The sequence below is a fragment of the Methylomonas sp. HW2-6 genome (assembly GCF_052474525.1).
This window is the reverse complement of sequence record NZ_CP184124.1, coordinates 1,626,501-1,643,642: the sequence shown is the minus strand read 5'-3', so window position 1 is coordinate 1,643,642 and position 17,142 is coordinate 1,626,501. Positions and strand designations below refer to the sequence as shown.

Below are 17,142 nucleotides of genomic sequence, written 5' to 3'. Positions count from 1 at the left end.
GAAAATCGGTTCGAGAAAGCGGTTCCGCATTATAGCGGATTGGCGGAGGCGGCAATTTCGGCGGCTTCGCCGGAGGCCGGCAGATGAGAGGAAGGGAGTGCCGGTGTTGCTCCGGCTACGCCGGAAAGTTGGTTCTGACGCTCAGTGCTTAAACAGCGTTACGCGCAGTAGCCGGCGGAAAATGGCGGATATCAAGTGTTTTTGTAAGCCTGGGTGGCGCGGATCCCGCGCTCCAGCGATTGCTGTTGTTTTGCCATCGCCGATTTGTCGGCTTCGACCTTACTCAAAAATCCGGCATCGTCGGCTAATGTCGACAGGGCAACTTGCTTAACCCATTCCCGACGCTCAGCGGGTATTTGCTGGCCGGCGATGCGTTCCAGATAAGACTGCCTGGACGCCAAAATGGCGGGAAGCTCGTCCCATTCGGCGGCGGCCAGGCATTGTTCGATCCGACGTTTGAAACCCAGCAGTACTGCCTCATAGTTATCGAGCTCGAGCCCAAGCTCGGGGTTTACCGACTCAACCGATGGCATCCCACGCCTCTTTGATGTCTTTCATCAACGACGCCACTTCATCCAGAATCTGTTCGCTGTTCTCGCCGCTGGCTTGCAACAAACGCAGGTTAATGTAGTTATACAGCTGGTTCAGATTGGCGGCGATGTCTCCGCCTTGTTCGATATCGACGGCTTCATTCAAGCCGCCGATGATACCCATGGCTTTGGAGATATAAACGCTCTTGGCTTCCAAATCGCCGTGAGCGATCGCACCTTTTGCGGAGTTGATTCTGGCTAGAAAGCCTTCCATCAACATTTGTATCAGCCGATGCGGTGACTCTTCGCCTAAGCCGCTAGAGGTATGTACATCTGCGTACTGCCTTGCACCGTTTCGAGTTTTCGCCATTGCGTACATATTAATCCCCTATTACAACGAGTTAATCCAATTCGTCAGAAAACTACCCGTATTCTTAAATTGTCCGACCGCACTATCCATTGCGATAAATTGTTTCTGTAAAGCCGCCTGCACCCGCTCGAACCTGACATTGACGTCGTCTTTCCGGTCGTCCAGCTTGGAAATGGTTTTGTTCAACGACGTTTGCTGGCTGTCTATCGAGCCGCCGGATTGCAACAACCCGGACAGTTTGGAAGCCAATCGAGTCGCGACGCCGTCGGTAGACGAAAACACATCGCTAACAGACTGAAAATTGGCGGCCAATGCGGTTTTTAATTTGGAACTGTCCAAGGACATCACGCCGTCCTTGTTGACGGAAACCCCGATCATCGCCAAGGAATTGTAGTCCCCACTGGCGGAGGATACGGTTCCGGACGTGTTCTGCCGAATCTGGGTCGCAACATAACGCAAGGTCGAATCGCCGATCAATGCGCCGTTGCCGCTACCGTCGGTACTACCGCCGTATTTGCCGAGATTTTTTACCGTGCTATTCAATTTGTTGTAGGCGGTGACGAAAGCATTGATGCTATTCGCTATCGCATCGTTATCGACGCCGACGTTGATAGTCACCGGCTTGTTCGCCTCGGTTTGCGCGGCCAGATTCAACGTCACACCGGGCAATACATCGGTAATACTATTACTGCTTCTGGTCGCGGTTTGACCATCGATTGAAATCACGGCGTCCTGCGCGACAGTTTTGATATCCAGGTTGGCGGAAGATAGTTGCGCCAGACTGACGTTACCGCCGATATTGCCGTCATCGGTGCCACTCACGGTGAAGCCGCTGGCGGTACCCGTGTTTTTTGCTGTTAATACCAATTTGGACACGGTACCAGTATGGGTCGCGTTGTCGACATTGACGATACTGGCCGAAACAAAAGTATTGCCGTCGGCTTTGTTGATCGCATCGCGCAGTTTTTCCAAGGTATTGTTACTGCTGTCGACCGTAATATTGAAGCTGTCGCCCGAGGTCGCCGAGAACGATAGCGTGCCCGAGTTCAATGCACTCGTCACTCCGGCAAACTCGACGTTGGCAACGGCTTTCTGCGCCTTGGCCAGCTGCGTGATTTCCAGCGCATAAGTTCCGCTAGCGGCAAACGCGTCCGCCGTAATTTTGAGTTTGGACTCGTCCGAAGACGAGCTGGTATGCGCACGAAAGGCACTACCGTCTTTCAAGGCATTGATTGCCGTTTGAAAGTCGGATAGTGCGCTTTTTAATGTCCCCAAGCCGCTCAGCCTGGCGCTGGCGGTATCTCGTTGCCGTTGAATCGCATTCAACTGCGGTTGAGTCTCCGCCCTAGCCAGTTGCGAGACCAGCCCTTGAATATCGATACCGCTGCCGAGACCCGTAGAAGACACTATGCCCATGACACCCTCCCAAACCGACTAAGCTCGGTCCTGAATCACCGAACCCTGATCGCCTTCCAGTTCCTGCATCCGCTTGATAAAAGCCAACATTTCTTCGGATGGAATTTGCCGCACCAATTCTCCACTTTCGCTATCGACGATCTTGACCACAACTTCTTTGGTATCGGAGTCGATTTTGAACTGCAAATTGCGTTGAGTCGCTTGCAGTATGGAATTTCCCTCTTTTGCGGCTTGCCGGACTACCTCCAGCGGCGGCTTTTGATCGGCTTTGTCTTTTTTCTCGTTTCCAGCCAAAGCGGTTACCGCGCCTTGTTTGTCTTGAGATAAAGCGGCGACATTGCTGCCGCCCTGATCGTTTGTCGCCTTCGCGTTTTGCGGTAGTACTTTACCCGTCTCTTGCTTATCGGTTTTTACGGTAGTCACAGGAACCAGTTTCAACACATTTGTAATTTCACTGTTCATGACATTAACCCTTGTTAAGTAAACATGATGGAAGGCCGCGGTTAAGCAGCCTTCCTACTAACCTTATCTAAGCAAGCTGAGCACCGTTTGCGATGACTGATTGGCTTGCGCCAGCATCGCCGTACCGGCTTGTTGCAGAATTTGGGTCCGGCTCAGGTTAGAAGTTTCGGTTGCGAAATCGGCATCCATAATTCTAGACCGTGCGGCGCTTTGGTTTTCGATCGAAGACTGCAAATTGCCGATAGTCGTGGTAAAGCGGTTTTGGATAGCACCCAAAGTCGAGCGGAAAGTATCGATCTTTTTGATCGCGTTATCAATGGCGTCGATCGCATCCCTGGTATCGCCGGAAGCGGCGCCGGAACCGATAGAAACCGCACCGGTACTGAACAACGATTGTATACCTGAAGCGGTAGCCAAATCACTGACGTTGATCGAAATCTGGTTGTTGGCCGAGGTTCCGGCCCCCACTTGGAAATTGACGTTAGCCAATGAACCGTTCAACACTTTTTTACCGTTGAACTCGGTATTCTTGATGATACGGCCAATCTCATCGCCCAACTGTTTGAATTCGGTCTGCAATTTTTCCCGATCGCTAGAGCTTACCGCACCGAAGTTGGAAGCCTGTACCGCCAAGTCCCGCATCCGTTGCATGGTCTCGGTGATAGAACCCATTGCGCTCTCTGCCGTTTGCGCCATCGAAATACCGTCGTTGGCATTACGGATCGCCACGGTCATACCTCTGATTTGCGAGGTCATACCGTCGCTGATCGCCAAGCCCGCAGCGTCGTCTTTGGCAGAGTTAACCCGCAAACCGGAGGACAATCTCTCCATGGAGGTTTTCAGCGAGCTAGTGGTATTGCTCAATAACCGTTGGCTGGTTAATGAAGCTACGTTGGTGTTGATGACCATTGACATGATGTTATCCTCCTAGTACGTCCGGCTACGTGAGCGGAAACGACTGATGTTGGTTAAGTGACTGAAGAAAAATGATTCATTTCGAACTCGAAGGATGTATCGGCGTCGTTTTGAATTCCTTTAACCTCGCACTTTCAAAAATACTGGGCAAATTCGCCTTGGGCGCGTAAAAAGTCGGCTTCGCGGCCGATGTCCAACCAGTAGTCATTGACCGCAAACATAGACACCGCCTCGCCTAGAGCGATTTGCTGATTAAAAAGGGTCGGCATATCCAGCTTTTTCTGCTCGGCAATGCTCTTTACCAAACTGTGATCTAACACATAAATTCCCGCGTTCGCCAAACAGCTCTGCAGCGGCTTTTCCTCAATGCCGACGATGCGTTGCTGTTCGGCCGAGACCACGCCGTACGGTATTTGGTACTCGTAATGCCGGACGCACATCGTCGCGATCGCCTGCTGTTCGTTGTGGTAAGCCAGCAAACGGGAAAAATCGATTTGAGTCAGAATGTCGCCGTTCATCACGATCAGCGGCACATCCGGCAACTCGTCCGGCAATAAGCCGATCGCACCGGCAGTCCCCATCGGCTCGGCTTCGTCGATATAACTGATCGAAATCCCCCAGCGGCCGCCGTCACCGAAATAGTTTTTGATTTGGTCGGCCTTGTAGTGCACCGCGATGAAAAACTGGCGGAAACCGGATTTCACGAAATTCTCAATGATGGTTTGCAAAATAGGCTTGCCGCCGATTTCCAACAACGGCTTCGGGCAATCGTCGGTGTAAGGCCGCAAGCGCTTACCAAAACCGCCGGCCATCAGAAATACCGGGTTCGGAAACGACGGTTGTTTATACAGCGCTTGAAGCGACTCCAGCCGCATCACCCTGCCCTGATCGTCGACCACCGGCAATTGATAGAGATGATGCCCTTCCATCATCGCAATCAACTGAGTTTTACTGTCGTGTAAACTCGCGACCTTAGGCCGCTTGTTCATCACATCGACCACCGGGTGTTCCAACGACAAACCGCGAATCAGCGCCCGGCGGATATCGCCGTCGGTGACGACCCCGACCAATTTTTCCAGGTCGTCCACCACCAACGCAATTTGCAACGCGCCACGGTCGATCACTTCTATCGTCGTCCGCAGGCTCGCTTCCGGCCTGATCAATACCTGTTGCCAATGCTGCTTCATGTTTATAAATCCTGAATCTGAGAACGAGCCGGATACACGATCTGGCGCGCGCCGATGTCCTTGGTGACGACGCTGCCGGCGCCGACGATACTGCCGCTGCCGATACGTATACCCTGAATCACCACCGCCCCGGTACCAATATGCGTACCATCGCCGATTTCAACGCCCCCGCTAAGCACCGCCCCCGGTGCAATGTGGACGTGACGGCCGATCCGGCACTCGTGGTCAACAATTGCTCCGCTGTTGACGATACAGTTCTCAGCAATTAACGCGCCAACTTGTATCACAGCACCGGCCATGACCTGCACCCCGGCTGCCAGACGCACTTGCCCGGCCACAAACGCCGCCGGGTCCAACACGCTTTGGAAGCGGTAGCCGGCGGCGCTAAAGTCGTCGAACAAGGTGCTGCGCATGCGGTTGTCGTGCGGTAAGGAACCGATGCCATTGACCAGCAACACTTGATCCGGCTCGAAGCCGCGTACCGCCTCGTCTCCGCCCAGAACTCGGCAGCCCAGCCATTCGCTGCCGGGCAGCCGCGCCGGATCGGTCACGCCAACGATTTCGAAACCGCAGCGTTGCAACATGCCCAACAACACCTTGGCATGGCCGCCGCTCCCCAGCAATATCACCGGCTTTTTCATTGCGGCTCCCGCCCGCTGGCAATCAAATCGTCGACCTGGTAGCTTTGTGGGCTGACAACCCCCAAAAGCCGCCAATATTCCATCGGGCTTAAGCCGGTACCGGGACGCTTGCACGCCAAATTTTCGACACTAAACGCATCGCCGGCGGCGATAACCTCGGCCGCGACCAGACTTTTTCGAGCGACATCGCGAGTTTTCAACTCAACCGGTTGCGGTACTTTCAGCGGCGAGCCAAGCGCATGCTCCACTACTCTGACGGCTTCGACCATTTGTTTCAGCTCGTCCGGCTCCAATGAGACTTGATGATCCGGCCCTTTCAAGCTGCGGTCCAACGTGAAATGTTTCTCAATTAACACCGCACCGCGGGCCGCGGCAGCGATCGGCACCGCCAATCCCTCGGTATGATCCGAGTACCCGGCCGGCAAGCCGAAAGCCTGGGCCAGCGTATCCATGGCCCGCAAATGCGCGTGCTCCGGCGGCGTCGGATATTCGCTGGTGCAATGTAGCAAGGTAACTTTTTGCCGCAACACGCTTTGGCCTTGCGCCGAAGCGTAAGCCTCGCGAAACCGGGCCAGACCGGGCTGGCTCCACCCGAGATAGCCGAAGGCTAAAACCCCCAACGCAGTCTCCACTTCCCCCATCGTCGCCATACCAGTGGAAACAATAATGTCCTTGCCGGTTTCGGCATGGGCCAGCAAGAACGGGCCGTTGGTAATTTCTCCGGACGGAATTTTGAGTCTGGCCACACCGACTTCGTCGACCAAAAACCGCAAACTGTCGATATCGAAGGCGGTAGACAGAAATTCGATAGCGCGACTGCGGCAGTAATCGCGCAAGAGGAGGTGAAACTCGTACTTCAACTCCAACTTGCGCAGCATATCGAGTTGGCTTTCCGAAGCATCGGTCGTATGTTTTTGGTAATCGGCCTTGGCTGCAGTTTGCGTTACCAATTTTTCGGCCTTGAAGGTCTGGAATTTTACCGCATCGGCTCCCGCCGCCGCCGCCACATCGACAAGTCGCATCGCGGTTTCCAGATCTCCGTTATGATTAACTCCCGCCTCGGCGATGATAAAAACCCGGCTCATGCCTTGCTTGACTCCCCGGCCGTTTCCGGCCACGACTGACTAAAACCTTAAGGTTAGTCCAATCGGCAATGGCCCGCTGCCTTAAAAGCGAAGTTGGCAGCCTAAAAATCGGGAGAATCAACCCCGAAATCGCCGCCGCGGCCGATACCCCAACATACCCGCTATGCCGACGCCGAACAACCAAGCGGCAGCGGGCAATGGCACCGGCGCGGTACATTGCGCGTCGTCGCCATTGACACAGACACTGACCGACCCGGTGTTGTCACGAAAGATATCGTCGTTAAAACCGAATTGAATATAGCTAACGCCGACCGGGACGGTAAACGCGACGCCGCTTACCGGCGTGGGATTGCCGTTGTCGTCAACCACCGTCCCCAGACTGAACAGCTCAACAATATTGCCGGCGTCATCGGTGAGCGCACCGAGCAAGGCTTGCAAGAACACACCGTAAGAGGCGGGGTTCGCTGGATTTTGCGCCACGCCCCATTCGCCGGGCAGGTAGAAACTCGGTAACACCTGCCCGCTCGATCCAGGCTGGTCGTCTTTATACGAACTGCCCACATAGCCGCTGTTATCCACCGCCGGTACCCCGCCGATGGCGCTGGTAAGACCGCTTCTATACCCGATGAACACGGCATCACCCGCCCCGATGCCAATATCCGCCAATTTAAGCCGCGACGGTGCCGTATAGTCGGGCGCGGCCGGACTGCCGTCGGCGCCGAGACCGTAACGGTAGCTGTCGTTCAAGCCCCCCGCCTCCCACATCCACGGCCCTGCGGTGGCTGCAACATTCACTACTTGGTACGACGCACTCGCCGGTGCCGCGACCGTTGCCAGCAACCCTATCAGCAAACAGGGAAAGATACCGCGCTTAGCTTGTTTCATAGTCACACTCCTAAATTGATGGTTCCATGCCAGTAGCCTAAGTTTAGGCGCAATCCGGATTTCGAACGCTTAGGCATAACCTGCAAATCGGTGTCCGCTCGCTTGCATCCGAATCGCGACCACAGTATATCCCCGGCTCTGCTCAAACATCACCACTAAGTTGACAGCGGTTTCCCTGGCTATTCTTAATTGTAGAAGCCGCCTACCACCCCCTTCGCTACCAAGCCCGCCCGGCAAAACGTGTAAAATCCAAGTATTATCAACCTGCGGCGGCCCAAACCGCGCCGAAGCAACACGATCAATCTTTCCGCTCCATCGAACTAAAAATCCATTATGGCCCTGGTTTCACTCAGACAACTGCTCGACTACGCAGCCGAGCACAATTTCGCAGTACCCGCCTTCAATATCAGCAACATGGAACAAGTGCAGGCCATCATGCAGGCCGCCGACGCTTGCGACAGCCCGGTGATCATGCAGGGTTCGGCCGGCGCCAACCGTTATGCCGGCGAAATTTTCCTGCGCCACTTGATCCAGGCTGCCGTTGAGCAATATCCGCATATTCCGCTGGTGATGCACCGCGACCACGCTCCGAGTCCGGCACTTTGCGCGCAAGCGATCCAAAACGGCTTCAGCTCGGTAATGATGGACGGCTCGCTGCTGGAGGACATGAAAACCCCGGCGTCTTTCGAATACAACGTCGAAGTCACTCGTAAAGTGGTCGACATGGCCCATGCTTGCGGCGTGTCGGTGGAAGGCGAAATCGGCTGTCTGGGTTCGCTGGAAGCTGATACCGACCACAGCCGACTGTTGACCGACCCCGCCGAAGCCACTCAGTTCGTCGAACTGACGCGAGTCGATGCATTGGCCGTTGCCATCGGCACCAGCCACGGCGCTTACAAATTCAGCAAGCCGCCCACCGGCGAGGTGTTAGTCATCAGCCGATTGCGCGAATTGCAGCAACGCCTGCCCAACATGCATTTCGTCATGCACGGCTCCAGTTCCGTGCCGCAGGAATGGCTGGCAGTCATCAACGCCCACGGCGGCGAGATTCGGCAAACCTATGGCGTGCCGGTCGCCGAAATCGTCGAAGGCATCAAGTACGGCGTACGTAAGGTCAACATCGACACCGACCTGCGCATGGCCTCGACCGGCGCCATGCGCCGCTTTCTGGCCCAGCCTGACAATGTCGCCGAATTGGATGCGCGTAAGACCTTCGCGGCGGCCAGAGATGCGATGCAAAAGCTCTGTCAAGAGCGCTACCAAGCCTTCGGCTCGGCCGGCCACGCCGGCAAGATCAAACCGTTGCCATTAAGCGCAATGGCCCAGCGTTACAGCGGATGATCGATCGGTGGCGTGGGTAATGTCCGTTCAGTTAAGGTTGGTAGGAGGAAGTCATGCCCGCGAACAAACACCTTCGCTCTCAGACATCGCCTGCTTCTACAGGATTTGAGCCAGCCAGCTTGTTGCTAAATTCAACGACGTTACGGGCAGAGGATGGCCGCTTCCAAGGATTGCAAAGAATGGGCAAACACTAGAGTCTGAGTTTGACTGGGGGCATTTTGATTTGTAATTGAAGCGTCGATAAATACCCCCTTCTCTACCTCTTGATCAAAAACTCCGCATATTCAAAGTCAAACAAATCGTCTATATCAACCGCAAACGCCTTATCCATAATGTAGGCTCGAGTTCCTTGCCGCATATAAAAGCTTTTGTGCTGCAAAATATCAGCGGTTCTGGCGCAGTAAACCGCACCGTTCAACCGATAGCGCTTGGAAAAATCCTGACTACGCGTCCTTAACGCTTGTTCGTTTTGAACAATAAAATTGTCCATGCTCCGATCTTCAGGTAACGGCATGCTCCATTCTACCGGGTAGTCCAACTCCGATACCGACACCACCGAACGTACCTCGGGCTGTTCCAACAACTGCAAGGCCTCGGCAATATGTATTGCCTTACGCAATGGTGAGGTCGGTTGCAGCAGCACAACTGCATCGTAGTTTTTGCCGACCATTTTTAAGGCATTCAACGTGTATTCGAGTACGTCGAAGGTCGGCGTAGTATCACCGGCGAGTTGTTCAGGTCTCAGAAACGGTACTTGGGCACCGTACTGTTCGGCGATGGCAGCAATCTCCGTAGAATCGGTCGATACCACGACATCCATATCCAAGCCGGCAGCCAAGGTCGCTTCTATCGTCCAGGCAATCAACGGTTTGCCGCTGAGCAGCCTGATATTTTTATCCGTGATACGTTTGCTGCCTTTGCGTGCCGGTATGAACGCTAAAATTTTCATGAGGCTTTATCGTTTTTTATGCCGATCAGATGATTTCTCTCAACAGCACAAACGCTTCCGCAGCCTGACAACCGGCTGTCGCGCCACGCAACATCGCCAGCGCACGCAAGGCTTCAATACTTCTCGGAAACGGAAACTCGCCGAGTTCGCCGGCAAAAATTTGCAATATTTCGAGCTTCTGCTCTAAATAATCTTCAATATTCACAAACACATTCGGTCGAAAACCTAAAGTGTCGGGCCTGATACCGAACTCGGTTTCCGATAAGGTTTCGTAAGCCAAAATGCGTTTGATTGTGCCGTTACGAAACCACTTGCAGCACGACATGACCGCATCGGCGGCAACCGCATGATCGGAATGCACGTCACCGCGGAACGGCAAATAAACAACTTCCGGCCGCAGCGTTTGGAATACGCTCGAGATCTTCGCAATCAAGTCACCCTTGGCAATCGAGTCCAAACGGGTACACGGAAAATCAAGCACATCGACTGAAGCAAACCCGTAATGACGCGACACTTCGGCAATTTCCCGATCTCTGGCTGAAATACGCGCTTCGCTAAAACCCTGCTCCGCCGTCATTTTGGTCAACAACAACCAATGGATTCGATCGCCGGCCCGAGCGTGCCTGAGCAAAGTGCCACCGCAACCTAAGGTTTCGTCATCGGCATGCGGAGCCACCGCTATTACGTTTGTCATTAGTACGTTATGTCCTTGATCAACAAGCTTTCGTCGATTGCGATGCTCGCCAGAATATCGGCGATCCGCTGTGAGGATCGGCCATCGCCGTAAGGGTTGCGGCAGCGGCCGACCTGTTTTCGGTAATCCGCATCAAACGCGGCCTTTTTCACCGCGGCGATGATCGAGTCGACATCGTGAGGCACGAACTCGACATTTTCGGCATGCAAACGGCCTTTTTGCCGATTGCCTACGTTAATCACAGGCAGCTTCAACAAGGGTGATTCCAAAATACCGGCGCTGGAATTGCCGAGCATACAACTGGCCCGGCGCATGACGTTAACAAATTCCAACCGAGGCATATTTTTAACAGCATGCAGAAACGGCAAGTCTTCATACTCTCGGATGGCCTTAATAATCTGTTGACCTCCGGCATCGGAGTTGGGATAAATCAAAACCGTTTTGATACCCAGAGCCTTAACAGCTTCCAAGGTTTGCCGCATTTGCCAATAAGCCTGTTCGATTTCGGTTGAAATAACGTGTTGAATTAACAAAATCAACGGTTCACCGTCCTCGACGGCAAACCCCAAACGCGCCGAAAGTTGTTCCGCAGTAAGAATCGGCACTTGCAACAATCGATCCAGCCCCGGATTGCCGGTGTCATACACCCTGAACGGCTGTTCGCCGAGACGAATAATCCGCTGGTAACTTTCCTGATTGGTGACAAAGTGAAGATGTGCTAGCTTGGTAACCGCATGCCGCACTTGATCGTCGACATTGCCTACCACTCTGTCCCCGCCAGCTATATGCGCCACCGGCACATTCATGTAGGCACCTACCAATGCTGTCGACATCGCCTCTTCCCGATCCCCTAAAACCAACAGAAAATCCGGTTTTACTCTGCTAACCGTTTGCACCAACCCTTGCAACTGAAAAGCCAACCCCTTGACTCGCGACGACGCTCGATCGCCGTTGACCAGACTCTCGATCTCATCGGCGACCTTAAACCCGTCTTTGCGAATTTCAGCCACCGTATAACCGTAGGCATCAGCCAAATGCGCACCGGTCACCGCGACTTCCAATTCCAGCATCGGGTGGCGATCAATTGCGCTAAACACCGAAGACAGAATGTCGTACTCGGAACGAATACCCGTAACGCCAAGCACCATCCTCTTACCCATGCCGATCCATCCTCAAACAGGCCACATACATTTAACACCAACGAATTTGAACCCCGCCGCCTCGGCAAACAAGCGATCGACGGTCCGATCGCCGAAAAAAACAACCTCGGAGGGATCACAAGCCCCATTGAAAATCGCGATATGATCCACGGCAACGGCAGCCGGTTTTTCGGATCGGCAAGTCAGGCACCCCGAAATAGCAATGTTTTCCGGCCTAAACCAAGACCCCAAACCCAGAGCGTCAAATTTAGCGCGCTGAAGTGCGCAAGAACCGTCGCTAACCAAAAATAACGGATAGTACTCGGCCATAAACTCCAGCAGGCTCACGACGCGATGATTTAATTGCAAAACCGGCCGGAAGGCTCTGAACAGCTCAAGGCACTCTCCAATAGTCCGCTCTGCGTTCCCCTGTTCGATCCCGGCAGCCGCCAACACGTCCGAAAAAATCCGGTTATACGAACTGCCTTTGTCAAGCCAACATCTGAGCAAATCGCTATAAGTGTCTGCCGGCTCCGCTCCCACCACGGCGGAGAGCTTTTCCGCAATCGGCCGGTAGACCTGGTATATGAAATCGAATTCGTCGTAAAGTGTACCGTCGAGATCAAAGCCGACGGCCTTGACATTCTGCCAGTCAATGCTCGGATACAAAGACTTCAGCATAGTACCTCAGCATCCTGAGCCCGTAGTTAATCGGCTTGGCTCGATATAACGTTTCGCCAGTCAGTTTGTTGCACAACACCGCGACCCAGTTTTCCGTCGCCGCAAATCCTAGCGCCATCCCACCGGCAATGCGCGGATTGACCTCAACGACTTTTACCGTACCGTCGTTACAGCAAAAACACTGGACATTGATTGGACCGACAAATTGAGTAGCCTGACACAATGCATTAACTACCTTTACGATTTCCGCATGATTAACGACGATGCCCTGTGTCGATTTACCGTCTTTCACTCCGATGCGTCGGCGAGGCACGATATACAGCGGCCGCGACGCCTTATCGCACAGCACATCGACCGTATATTCCTCTCCCTCCAGTAACTCCTGCGACAACATCCCGTTCATATCGACCGGCTCAGAGGTGACGCAAACGCCTTGTCCACCTCTGCCGTTACGGGGTTTGACCAACGGATAGTCCTGGTTCAAACTGGAATCCGGCGTTGGTATGCCGTTCTCAACAAAAAAACGGTACGCCAACCATTTATCAACAAAGGTTTCGATCACCGATGGATCAGAGATGATGACTTCGACACCTTGTGCGGCAAACCGATGTTTGTTCTCTGCCCAACCCAACAGCGTTTCATCCAGCGAAGGTATGACGACATCGATGCGATTTTCAGCAAGAATAGCCGAAACGATTACCCATAAATCCGGAGCGTGCTTCGACGGCATTTTTACGAATTCGTCGGCCAGATAACGCCCTACGCACTGTTCATCGATATCGGACGCCACGGCGATATGACCGGCGTCTTTGATCGCTTTAAGCAAATAGCCGCTTACCAAACTACCCGACGCCTCAGTCAAAACCTTCTTGCGCATCATGTTTATCACATTACGATATAGGCAATGTTTGGATCGAACGAGAAACGTCTTATCTCTTTTTGCCCGATATCCAGGAACTCCAGCATGGCCATGGTTTCACCCGGCCACCAAGGATTATTGATTTCGTCGAACGCCAGAATAGAACCTTTTGGCATGCGCGGTAGAAAGTACTGCAGAGCCACTTTAGTCGGCTCGTAAAGATCGAAATCCAGAAACAGCAAACTAATCAGAACGTGGGGATTCTGCTCCAAAAACGTTGGAATGGTCTGCATGGCATTCCCCTTGACCAAGAACACCTTCTCGAATTGGTTAAGCACCCGATTTTCATCGAATTCGCCGATCAGCTCCTGTAATTCAGCATAGACGTCATATGAAGTAGAAAGTCCGCCGACTTTGGTTTGTTCATTGGTGGCCAAGCCGATATCCTTGTCGTTTACCGACGGAAACCCCTCGAATGTATCGAAGCCGAAGATACGCCTATCCAAGGCAAACGGCTCGAGTGCAGCCGAAAGCTTGGCCCACGCCATCAATCCGCCACCATGATGAACACCGCATTCAATAATGCTGCCCTTGATATGAAGCTGCATCTGGAACAATTCGTACCTAACCAGAAATCGTGAAAGGGCTTGGCGCCTGACATATTTTTCGAAATTATCCAGTTTGGAGTTGATGGGTGCGGGATATTTTTCTATCAATGGTTTCATCAAGCTCTCCTGAGCACTATTAAAGTGGTTGCGCGAAATCTAATCCCTTGTAAAGGCCTCTAAACTCCATAATTCTCCAACAGCCCGTCAATCAAACATTCAATTTTGGCGAGATAAACTAAGACTGGACCGACCCTACTCGTACTCATAGCAGGTACTACGACTTTCTCAGTTAAATCCGGCATGTTTCGATATCTATGGCACCCTAGAATCCCAAGCCAACAACCAATACCGCAACCCGAACCAAGCATTTTGAATTTTTCGGGCTTAGGCACAACATCAATCTAATCATTCAATCCCGTTCGCTTGCATAAAGCCTGGAATCAAAACCGATTGTTTGTTCATTCTGGTAAAGCACGAAATTATCCCGAATTAGATAAGACCAAATCCTCGCTGCTTTCTTGTTGCCATCTCTTCTCCCAAGTTTGTAAGCAACGAATTCAATTCAGAATAGCACGCTGCTGGGAATATTCACCAACCTCCTGACGACACTTCGCGATTGCGTGAGACCATCGGTTTGGCAATGGCGATACATCGGCAAATCCGGCATCAGTTCCCACAAGGGCCGGGTCATCACGCCATGGTGATTGGCGTATTCCAGAAACGCATCGCGCGCGGCCAGATCCTCCAGCAGCACTGCGTTGAGCCAGTAATTGGCGTGTGCTCCGGCAGGCTCCCGAATTATTTCGGCGCCGTTCGCCTCGCCCCAAGCCAGATAACGGGCCGCCAGTTCGCGCTTGGCCTTGACGAATTCCGGCAATTGCTCCAGTTGTGCCAAACCCAACGCAGCGTTCAGATTCGGCATCCGGTAGTTGTAGCCGATTTGGTCGTGTTCGAATTTCCAGGCGTGGGCCAGTTTGGCTGTGGTCGTCAGGTGCTTGGCCTGCCGGGCCTGTTCGTCATCGTCGGTCAGAATCATGCCGCCGCCGCCGGTGGTGATGATCTTGTTGCCGTTGAAGCTGAGCACGCCGAGTTTGCCGAACGTACCGCAATCCCGATCGCCGAGCCGGCTACCCAACGCTTCGGCCGCATCCTCGACGACGGCGATTCCATAGTCGCCGCAGACCTTAAGCAAGCCCGCCATATCGCAAGGATGGCCGAAGGTATGCATCGGCAGGCAGGCGGCGATACGCTTGCCGCTGGTTTTGTTATAAACCCCGCCGTCGCGGCGCTCGCCGTGTTGCTCCAGAAACGCTGCCAACGCCGCCGGCGACAGGCCTAGAGTCGCGCTATCGACGTCGACGAAGACCGGCTCGGCGCCGCAGTAGTGAATCGCATTGCAGGTGGCAATAAAGGTCACCGCCTGGGTGACCACCTCGTCGCCGGGTTCGACGCCGGCCAGCAATAATGCGATATGCAGCGCGGCAGTGCCGTTGACGGTAGCCACCGCATGCTTGGCGCCGCAATATTCGGCAATCTTGCGCTCGAATTCACTGACATACGGCCCGACGCTGGAGACGAAGGTGCTGTCGATCACGTCGTTCAAATAGCGTTTTTCGTTGCCGGCAAAACGCGGTTCGTGCAACGGAATGAAAGCGTCGGTTTGGTAAATCTCCCTGACGAAACCGACCAAACGCTCAAACATTGTAAATATCCGTTTTGTACTTTTTCAGATTCTCGGGCCGGCAAAACCAATCCACGGTGCGGCGCAGGCCTTCTTCCAAGCTGACTTCCGGGTTAAACCCGGTTAATGCTCTGATCTTGCTGTTATCGCACCACAACCGGTTGACTTCGGACTTTTCCGGCCGCAAACGTTGCTCGTCGACCAGAAATTCGACGTCACTGGCCATGATGGCTTTGATCAGATTCAAGGTGTCGCCCACCGAAATTTCGAAATTGGAACCGATGTTCACTGTCTCGCCGACGGTTTTGTCCGACTCGGCCAGCGCGATGAAGCCGCGGCACGTATCTTCGACGTAGTTGAAATCGCGAGTCGGCGTGACGTCGCCGAGCTGGATTTGCTTTTTACCGGCGGCGATCTGGCTGATGATGGTCGGAATCACCGCTCTGGCGGACTGGCGCGGTCCGTAAGTGTTGAACGGCCGGGCAATCGTCAACGGCAGATTGAAAGCATTGAAAAAACTCATCGCCATCGCATCGGCGGCAATCTTCGAGGCACTGTAAGGCGATTGCGGTTGCAGCGGATGTTTTTCGTCGATCGGTACGTATTGCGCGGTGCCGTAAACCTCGCTGGTCGAGGTATGGATCACCCGGCTAACGCCGACATCACGCGCCGCCTGGCAGATGTTCAAGGTGCCACGGATATTGGTATCGACATAACTGTCCGGCGCGACATAGGAATACGGAATCGCAATCAACGCCGCCAAATGAAATACGGTATCGACGCCCTGGCAAATGCTGCGGCAGAACGCCGGATCGCGCACGTCGCCACACACTACTTCGATGTCGTGTTTGCAGGCGGCATCGTCCAGCCAGCCCCAGGAATTAAACGAATTGTATTGCGCCAAAGCCCGTACCTCGCAGCCGCGCGTCGCCAGCATTTCGGTCAAATGCGAGCCGATGAAACCGTCGGCGCCGGTCACTAATACTTTTTTCATACCAATCCTTGTTTAACAAAGGCCTCGGCGATAGCCCAGTCTTCTGCGGTGTCGATGTCCAGGCTTTGAATGGCGTTCATCACCAACGGCACGGTCTGCGGCGGATAGAACGATTTATGTTCCAGCAAGTAGTCGGTCCGAACCAGATACATCGCCCCATTCGGAGTCAACAACGGCTGGGTTTGTTGCCGGCTGGCTTGAGTCGGTTGCCGGTTGTCCAGCACTTGCATGAAACCGTCGCGCAATTGGAACAACGTGGTCAGGTTGCGCTGGATTTCCTTGCAACCGATCACCGCATCGACGTTACCGCCATTGGCCAATGCCATCGCCTGGCGAAGTATAGCCGGACTGCGGAACGGCGAGGTTGGCTGCAACAACATGACCCAAGCCGGCAAATAACCCTGATTCCCGCGAAACCAATCCAAGGCATGTTCCACCACTTGCAGCGACGACGCACCGTCCGTCGCATGACAGGCCGGGCGTAGAAACGGCACCGCCAGCCCGGCGTTACGGCCGATCTCGGCATACGCTTCGGCATCGGTCGACAACAGCGCCAACGACTGCGGCAACCCGGCCCGACTAATGGCTTGCGCGGTCCATTCCAACAGCGGCTTGCCGGCCAGCGGCCGGACATTTTTGTCCGGCAAACCTTTGGAGCCGCTCCGTGCCGGAACCACGACCAGTAAATCGAATGCTTGCGCCATG

19 protein-coding genes are annotated in these 17,142 nt (G+C 53.9%); 1 reads left to right on the top strand and 18 read right to left on the bottom strand.

Annotated elements, in window-relative coordinates:
* Positions 1-191 precede the first annotated feature (191 nt).
* The 9 genes from fliT to ACH518_RS08600 form a co-directional block, all read right to left on the bottom strand.
* A complete protein-coding gene (gene fliT / locus ACH518_RS08640; RefSeq protein WP_445372576.1) occupies positions 192-533 on the bottom strand; it encodes a flagellar protein FliT in 342 nt (113 codons plus the stop codon).
* Entirely contained in the window at positions 520-900 is a 381-nt protein-coding gene (fliS, locus tag ACH518_RS08635; RefSeq protein ID WP_231879421.1) for a flagellar export chaperone FliS, read from the bottom strand. The genes fliT and fliS overlap by 14 nt, the downstream gene beginning before the upstream one ends.
* A gap of 21 nt (positions 901-921) precedes the next feature.
* Positions 922-2,316, bottom strand: a complete 1,395-nt coding sequence (gene fliD / locus ACH518_RS08630) for a flagellar filament capping protein FliD (protein ID WP_445372575.1) — start codon at positions 2,314-2,316, stop codon at positions 922-924.
* An 18-nt stretch (positions 2,317-2,334) separates the two neighbouring features.
* Positions 2,335-2,778, bottom strand: coding sequence for a flagellar protein FlaG (locus ACH518_RS08625; RefSeq protein ID WP_140914042.1), 444 nt, complete (start codon positions 2,776-2,778; stop codon positions 2,335-2,337).
* A 63-nt stretch (positions 2,779-2,841) separates the two neighbouring features.
* The gene (locus tag ACH518_RS08620) at positions 2,842-3,693 is read right to left on the bottom strand and encodes a flagellin N-terminal helical domain-containing protein (RefSeq protein ID WP_140914043.1); all 852 of its coding nucleotides are present in this window, start codon (positions 3,691-3,693) and stop codon (positions 2,842-2,844) included.
* A gap of 134 nt (positions 3,694-3,827) precedes the next feature.
* Complete coding sequence (locus ACH518_RS08615) at positions 3,828-4,880, bottom strand: nucleotidyltransferase family protein (RefSeq protein ID WP_445372574.1); 1,053 nt, start codon at positions 4,878-4,880, stop codon at positions 3,828-3,830.
* Positions 4,881-4,882: 2 nt separating this feature from the next.
* A complete protein-coding gene (locus ACH518_RS08610; RefSeq protein WP_278209431.1) occupies positions 4,883-5,521 on the bottom strand; it encodes an acetyltransferase in 639 nt (212 codons plus the stop codon).
* Positions 5,518-6,606 (bottom strand): N-acetylneuraminate synthase, encoded by a 1,089-nt coding sequence (neuB, locus tag ACH518_RS08605; RefSeq protein WP_445372573.1) that lies wholly within the window; start codon positions 6,604-6,606, stop codon positions 5,518-5,520. Before neuB ends, ACH518_RS08610 begins: the two co-directional genes overlap by 4 nt.
* A gap of 117 nt (positions 6,607-6,723) precedes the next feature.
* A complete protein-coding gene (locus ACH518_RS08600; protein WP_445372572.1) occupies positions 6,724-7,491 on the bottom strand; it encodes a VPLPA-CTERM sorting domain-containing protein in 768 nt (255 codons plus the stop codon).
* 333 nt (positions 7,492-7,824) lie between these two features.
* Here ACH518_RS08600 and fba point away from each other — a divergent pair, with 333 nt between their 5' ends.
* Positions 7,825-8,832 carry a class II fructose-bisphosphate aldolase gene (gene fba, locus ACH518_RS08595; protein WP_445372571.1) on the top strand — a complete coding sequence of 336 codons (1,008 nt, stop codon included), beginning with the start codon at positions 7,825-7,827 and terminating at the stop codon, positions 8,830-8,832.
* 256 nt (positions 8,833-9,088) lie between these two features.
* Here the strand turns inward: fba and ACH518_RS08590 are convergent, their stop codons facing one another.
* The 9 genes from ACH518_RS08590 to ACH518_RS08550 all read right to left on the bottom strand — a co-directional run bounded on the left by ACH518_RS08590 (position 9,089) and on the right by ACH518_RS08550 (position 17,141).
* Complete coding sequence (locus tag ACH518_RS08590; protein WP_140913545.1) at positions 9,089-9,781, bottom strand: acylneuraminate cytidylyltransferase family protein; 693 nt, start codon at positions 9,779-9,781, stop codon at positions 9,089-9,091.
* A 25-nt stretch (positions 9,782-9,806) separates the two neighbouring features.
* Entirely contained in the window at positions 9,807-10,475 is a 669-nt protein-coding gene (locus ACH518_RS08585) for a PIG-L deacetylase family protein (RefSeq protein WP_140913544.1), read from the bottom strand.
* Positions 10,475-11,635, bottom strand: coding sequence for a UDP-N-acetylglucosamine 2-epimerase (neuC, locus tag ACH518_RS08580; RefSeq protein WP_140913543.1), 1,161 nt, complete (start codon positions 11,633-11,635; stop codon positions 10,475-10,477). Before neuC ends, ACH518_RS08585 begins: the two co-directional genes overlap by 1 nt.
* 12 nt (positions 11,636-11,647) lie before the next feature.
* Positions 11,648-12,295 (bottom strand): HAD family hydrolase, encoded by a 648-nt coding sequence (locus tag ACH518_RS08575; protein WP_445372570.1) that lies wholly within the window; start codon positions 12,293-12,295, stop codon positions 11,648-11,650.
* Entirely contained in the window at positions 12,267-13,175 is a 909-nt protein-coding gene (locus tag ACH518_RS08570; protein ID WP_222101923.1) for an ATP-grasp domain-containing protein, read from the bottom strand. The genes ACH518_RS08575 and ACH518_RS08570 overlap by 29 nt, the downstream gene beginning before the upstream one ends.
* 5 nt (positions 13,176-13,180) lie before the next feature.
* Positions 13,181-13,879, bottom strand: a complete 699-nt coding sequence (locus ACH518_RS08565) for a TylF/MycF/NovP-related O-methyltransferase (RefSeq protein ID WP_445372569.1) — start codon at positions 13,877-13,879, stop codon at positions 13,181-13,183.
* Positions 13,880-14,324: 445 nt separating this feature from the next.
* Entirely contained in the window at positions 14,325-15,464 is a 1,140-nt protein-coding gene (locus ACH518_RS08560; protein WP_445372568.1) for a LegC family aminotransferase, read from the bottom strand.
* Entirely contained in the window at positions 15,457-16,437 is a 981-nt protein-coding gene (locus tag ACH518_RS08555) for an NAD-dependent 4,6-dehydratase LegB (protein ID WP_445372567.1), read from the bottom strand. Before ACH518_RS08555 ends, ACH518_RS08560 begins: the two co-directional genes overlap by 8 nt.
* Entirely contained in the window at positions 16,434-17,141 is a 708-nt protein-coding gene (locus tag ACH518_RS08550) for an acylneuraminate cytidylyltransferase family protein (RefSeq protein ID WP_445372566.1), read from the bottom strand. The genes ACH518_RS08555 and ACH518_RS08550 overlap by 4 nt, the downstream gene beginning before the upstream one ends.
* Between the last annotated feature and the right edge of the window lies 1 nt (position 17,142).

Bases quoted from the DNA above. Each gene is read 5' to 3' on its own strand.
- fliT (WP_445372576.1), bottom strand. From the start codon at position 533: ATGCCATCGGTTGAGTCGGTAAACCCCGAGCTTGGGCTCGAGCTCGAT.
- fliS (WP_231879421.1), bottom strand. From the start codon at position 900: ATGGCGAAAACTCGAAACGGTGCAAGGCAGTACGCAGATGTACATACC.
- fliD (WP_445372575.1), bottom strand. From the start codon at position 2,316: ATGGGCATAGTGTCTTCTACGGGTCTCGGCAGCGGTATCGATATTCAA.
- ACH518_RS08625 (WP_140914042.1), bottom strand. From the start codon at position 2,778: ATGAACAGTGAAATTACAAATGTGTTGAAACTGGTTCCTGTGACTACC.
- ACH518_RS08620 (WP_140914043.1), bottom strand. From the start codon at position 3,693: ATGTCAATGGTCATCAACACCAACGTAGCTTCATTAACCAGCCAACGG.
- ACH518_RS08615 (WP_445372574.1), bottom strand. From the start codon at position 4,880: ATGAAGCAGCATTGGCAACAGGTATTGATCAGGCCGGAAGCGAGCCTG.
- ACH518_RS08610 (WP_278209431.1), bottom strand. From the start codon at position 5,521: ATGAAAAAGCCGGTGATATTGCTGGGGAGCGGCGGCCATGCCAAGGTG.
- neuB (WP_445372573.1), bottom strand. From the start codon at position 6,606: ATGAGCCGGGTTTTTATCATCGCCGAGGCGGGAGTTAATCATAACGGA.
- ACH518_RS08600 (WP_445372572.1), bottom strand. From the start codon at position 7,491: ATGAAACAAGCTAAGCGCGGTATCTTTCCCTGTTTGCTGATAGGGTTG.
- fba (WP_445372571.1), top strand. From the start codon at position 7,825: ATGGCCCTGGTTTCACTCAGACAACTGCTCGACTACGCAGCCGAGCAC.
- ACH518_RS08590 (WP_140913545.1), bottom strand. From the start codon at position 9,781: ATGAAAATTTTAGCGTTCATACCGGCACGCAAAGGCAGCAAACGTATC.
- ACH518_RS08585 (WP_140913544.1), bottom strand. From the start codon at position 10,475: ATGACAAACGTAATAGCGGTGGCTCCGCATGCCGATGACGAAACCTTA.
- neuC (WP_140913543.1), bottom strand. From the start codon at position 11,635: ATGGGTAAGAGGATGGTGCTTGGCGTTACGGGTATTCGTTCCGAGTAC.
- ACH518_RS08575 (WP_445372570.1), bottom strand. From the start codon at position 12,295: ATGCTGAAGTCTTTGTATCCGAGCATTGACTGGCAGAATGTCAAGGCC.
- ACH518_RS08570 (WP_222101923.1), bottom strand. From the start codon at position 13,175: ATGATGCGCAAGAAGGTTTTGACTGAGGCGTCGGGTAGTTTGGTAAGC.
- ACH518_RS08565 (WP_445372569.1), bottom strand. From the start codon at position 13,879: ATGAAACCATTGATAGAAAAATATCCCGCACCCATCAACTCCAAACTG.
- ACH518_RS08560 (WP_445372568.1), bottom strand. From the start codon at position 15,464: ATGTTTGAGCGTTTGGTCGGTTTCGTCAGGGAGATTTACCAAACCGAC.
- ACH518_RS08555 (WP_445372567.1), bottom strand. From the start codon at position 16,437: ATGAAAAAAGTATTAGTGACCGGCGCCGACGGTTTCATCGGCTCGCAT.
- ACH518_RS08550 (WP_445372566.1), bottom strand. From the start codon at position 17,141: ATGGCGCAAGCATTCGATTTACTGGTCGTGGTTCCGGCACGGAGCGGC.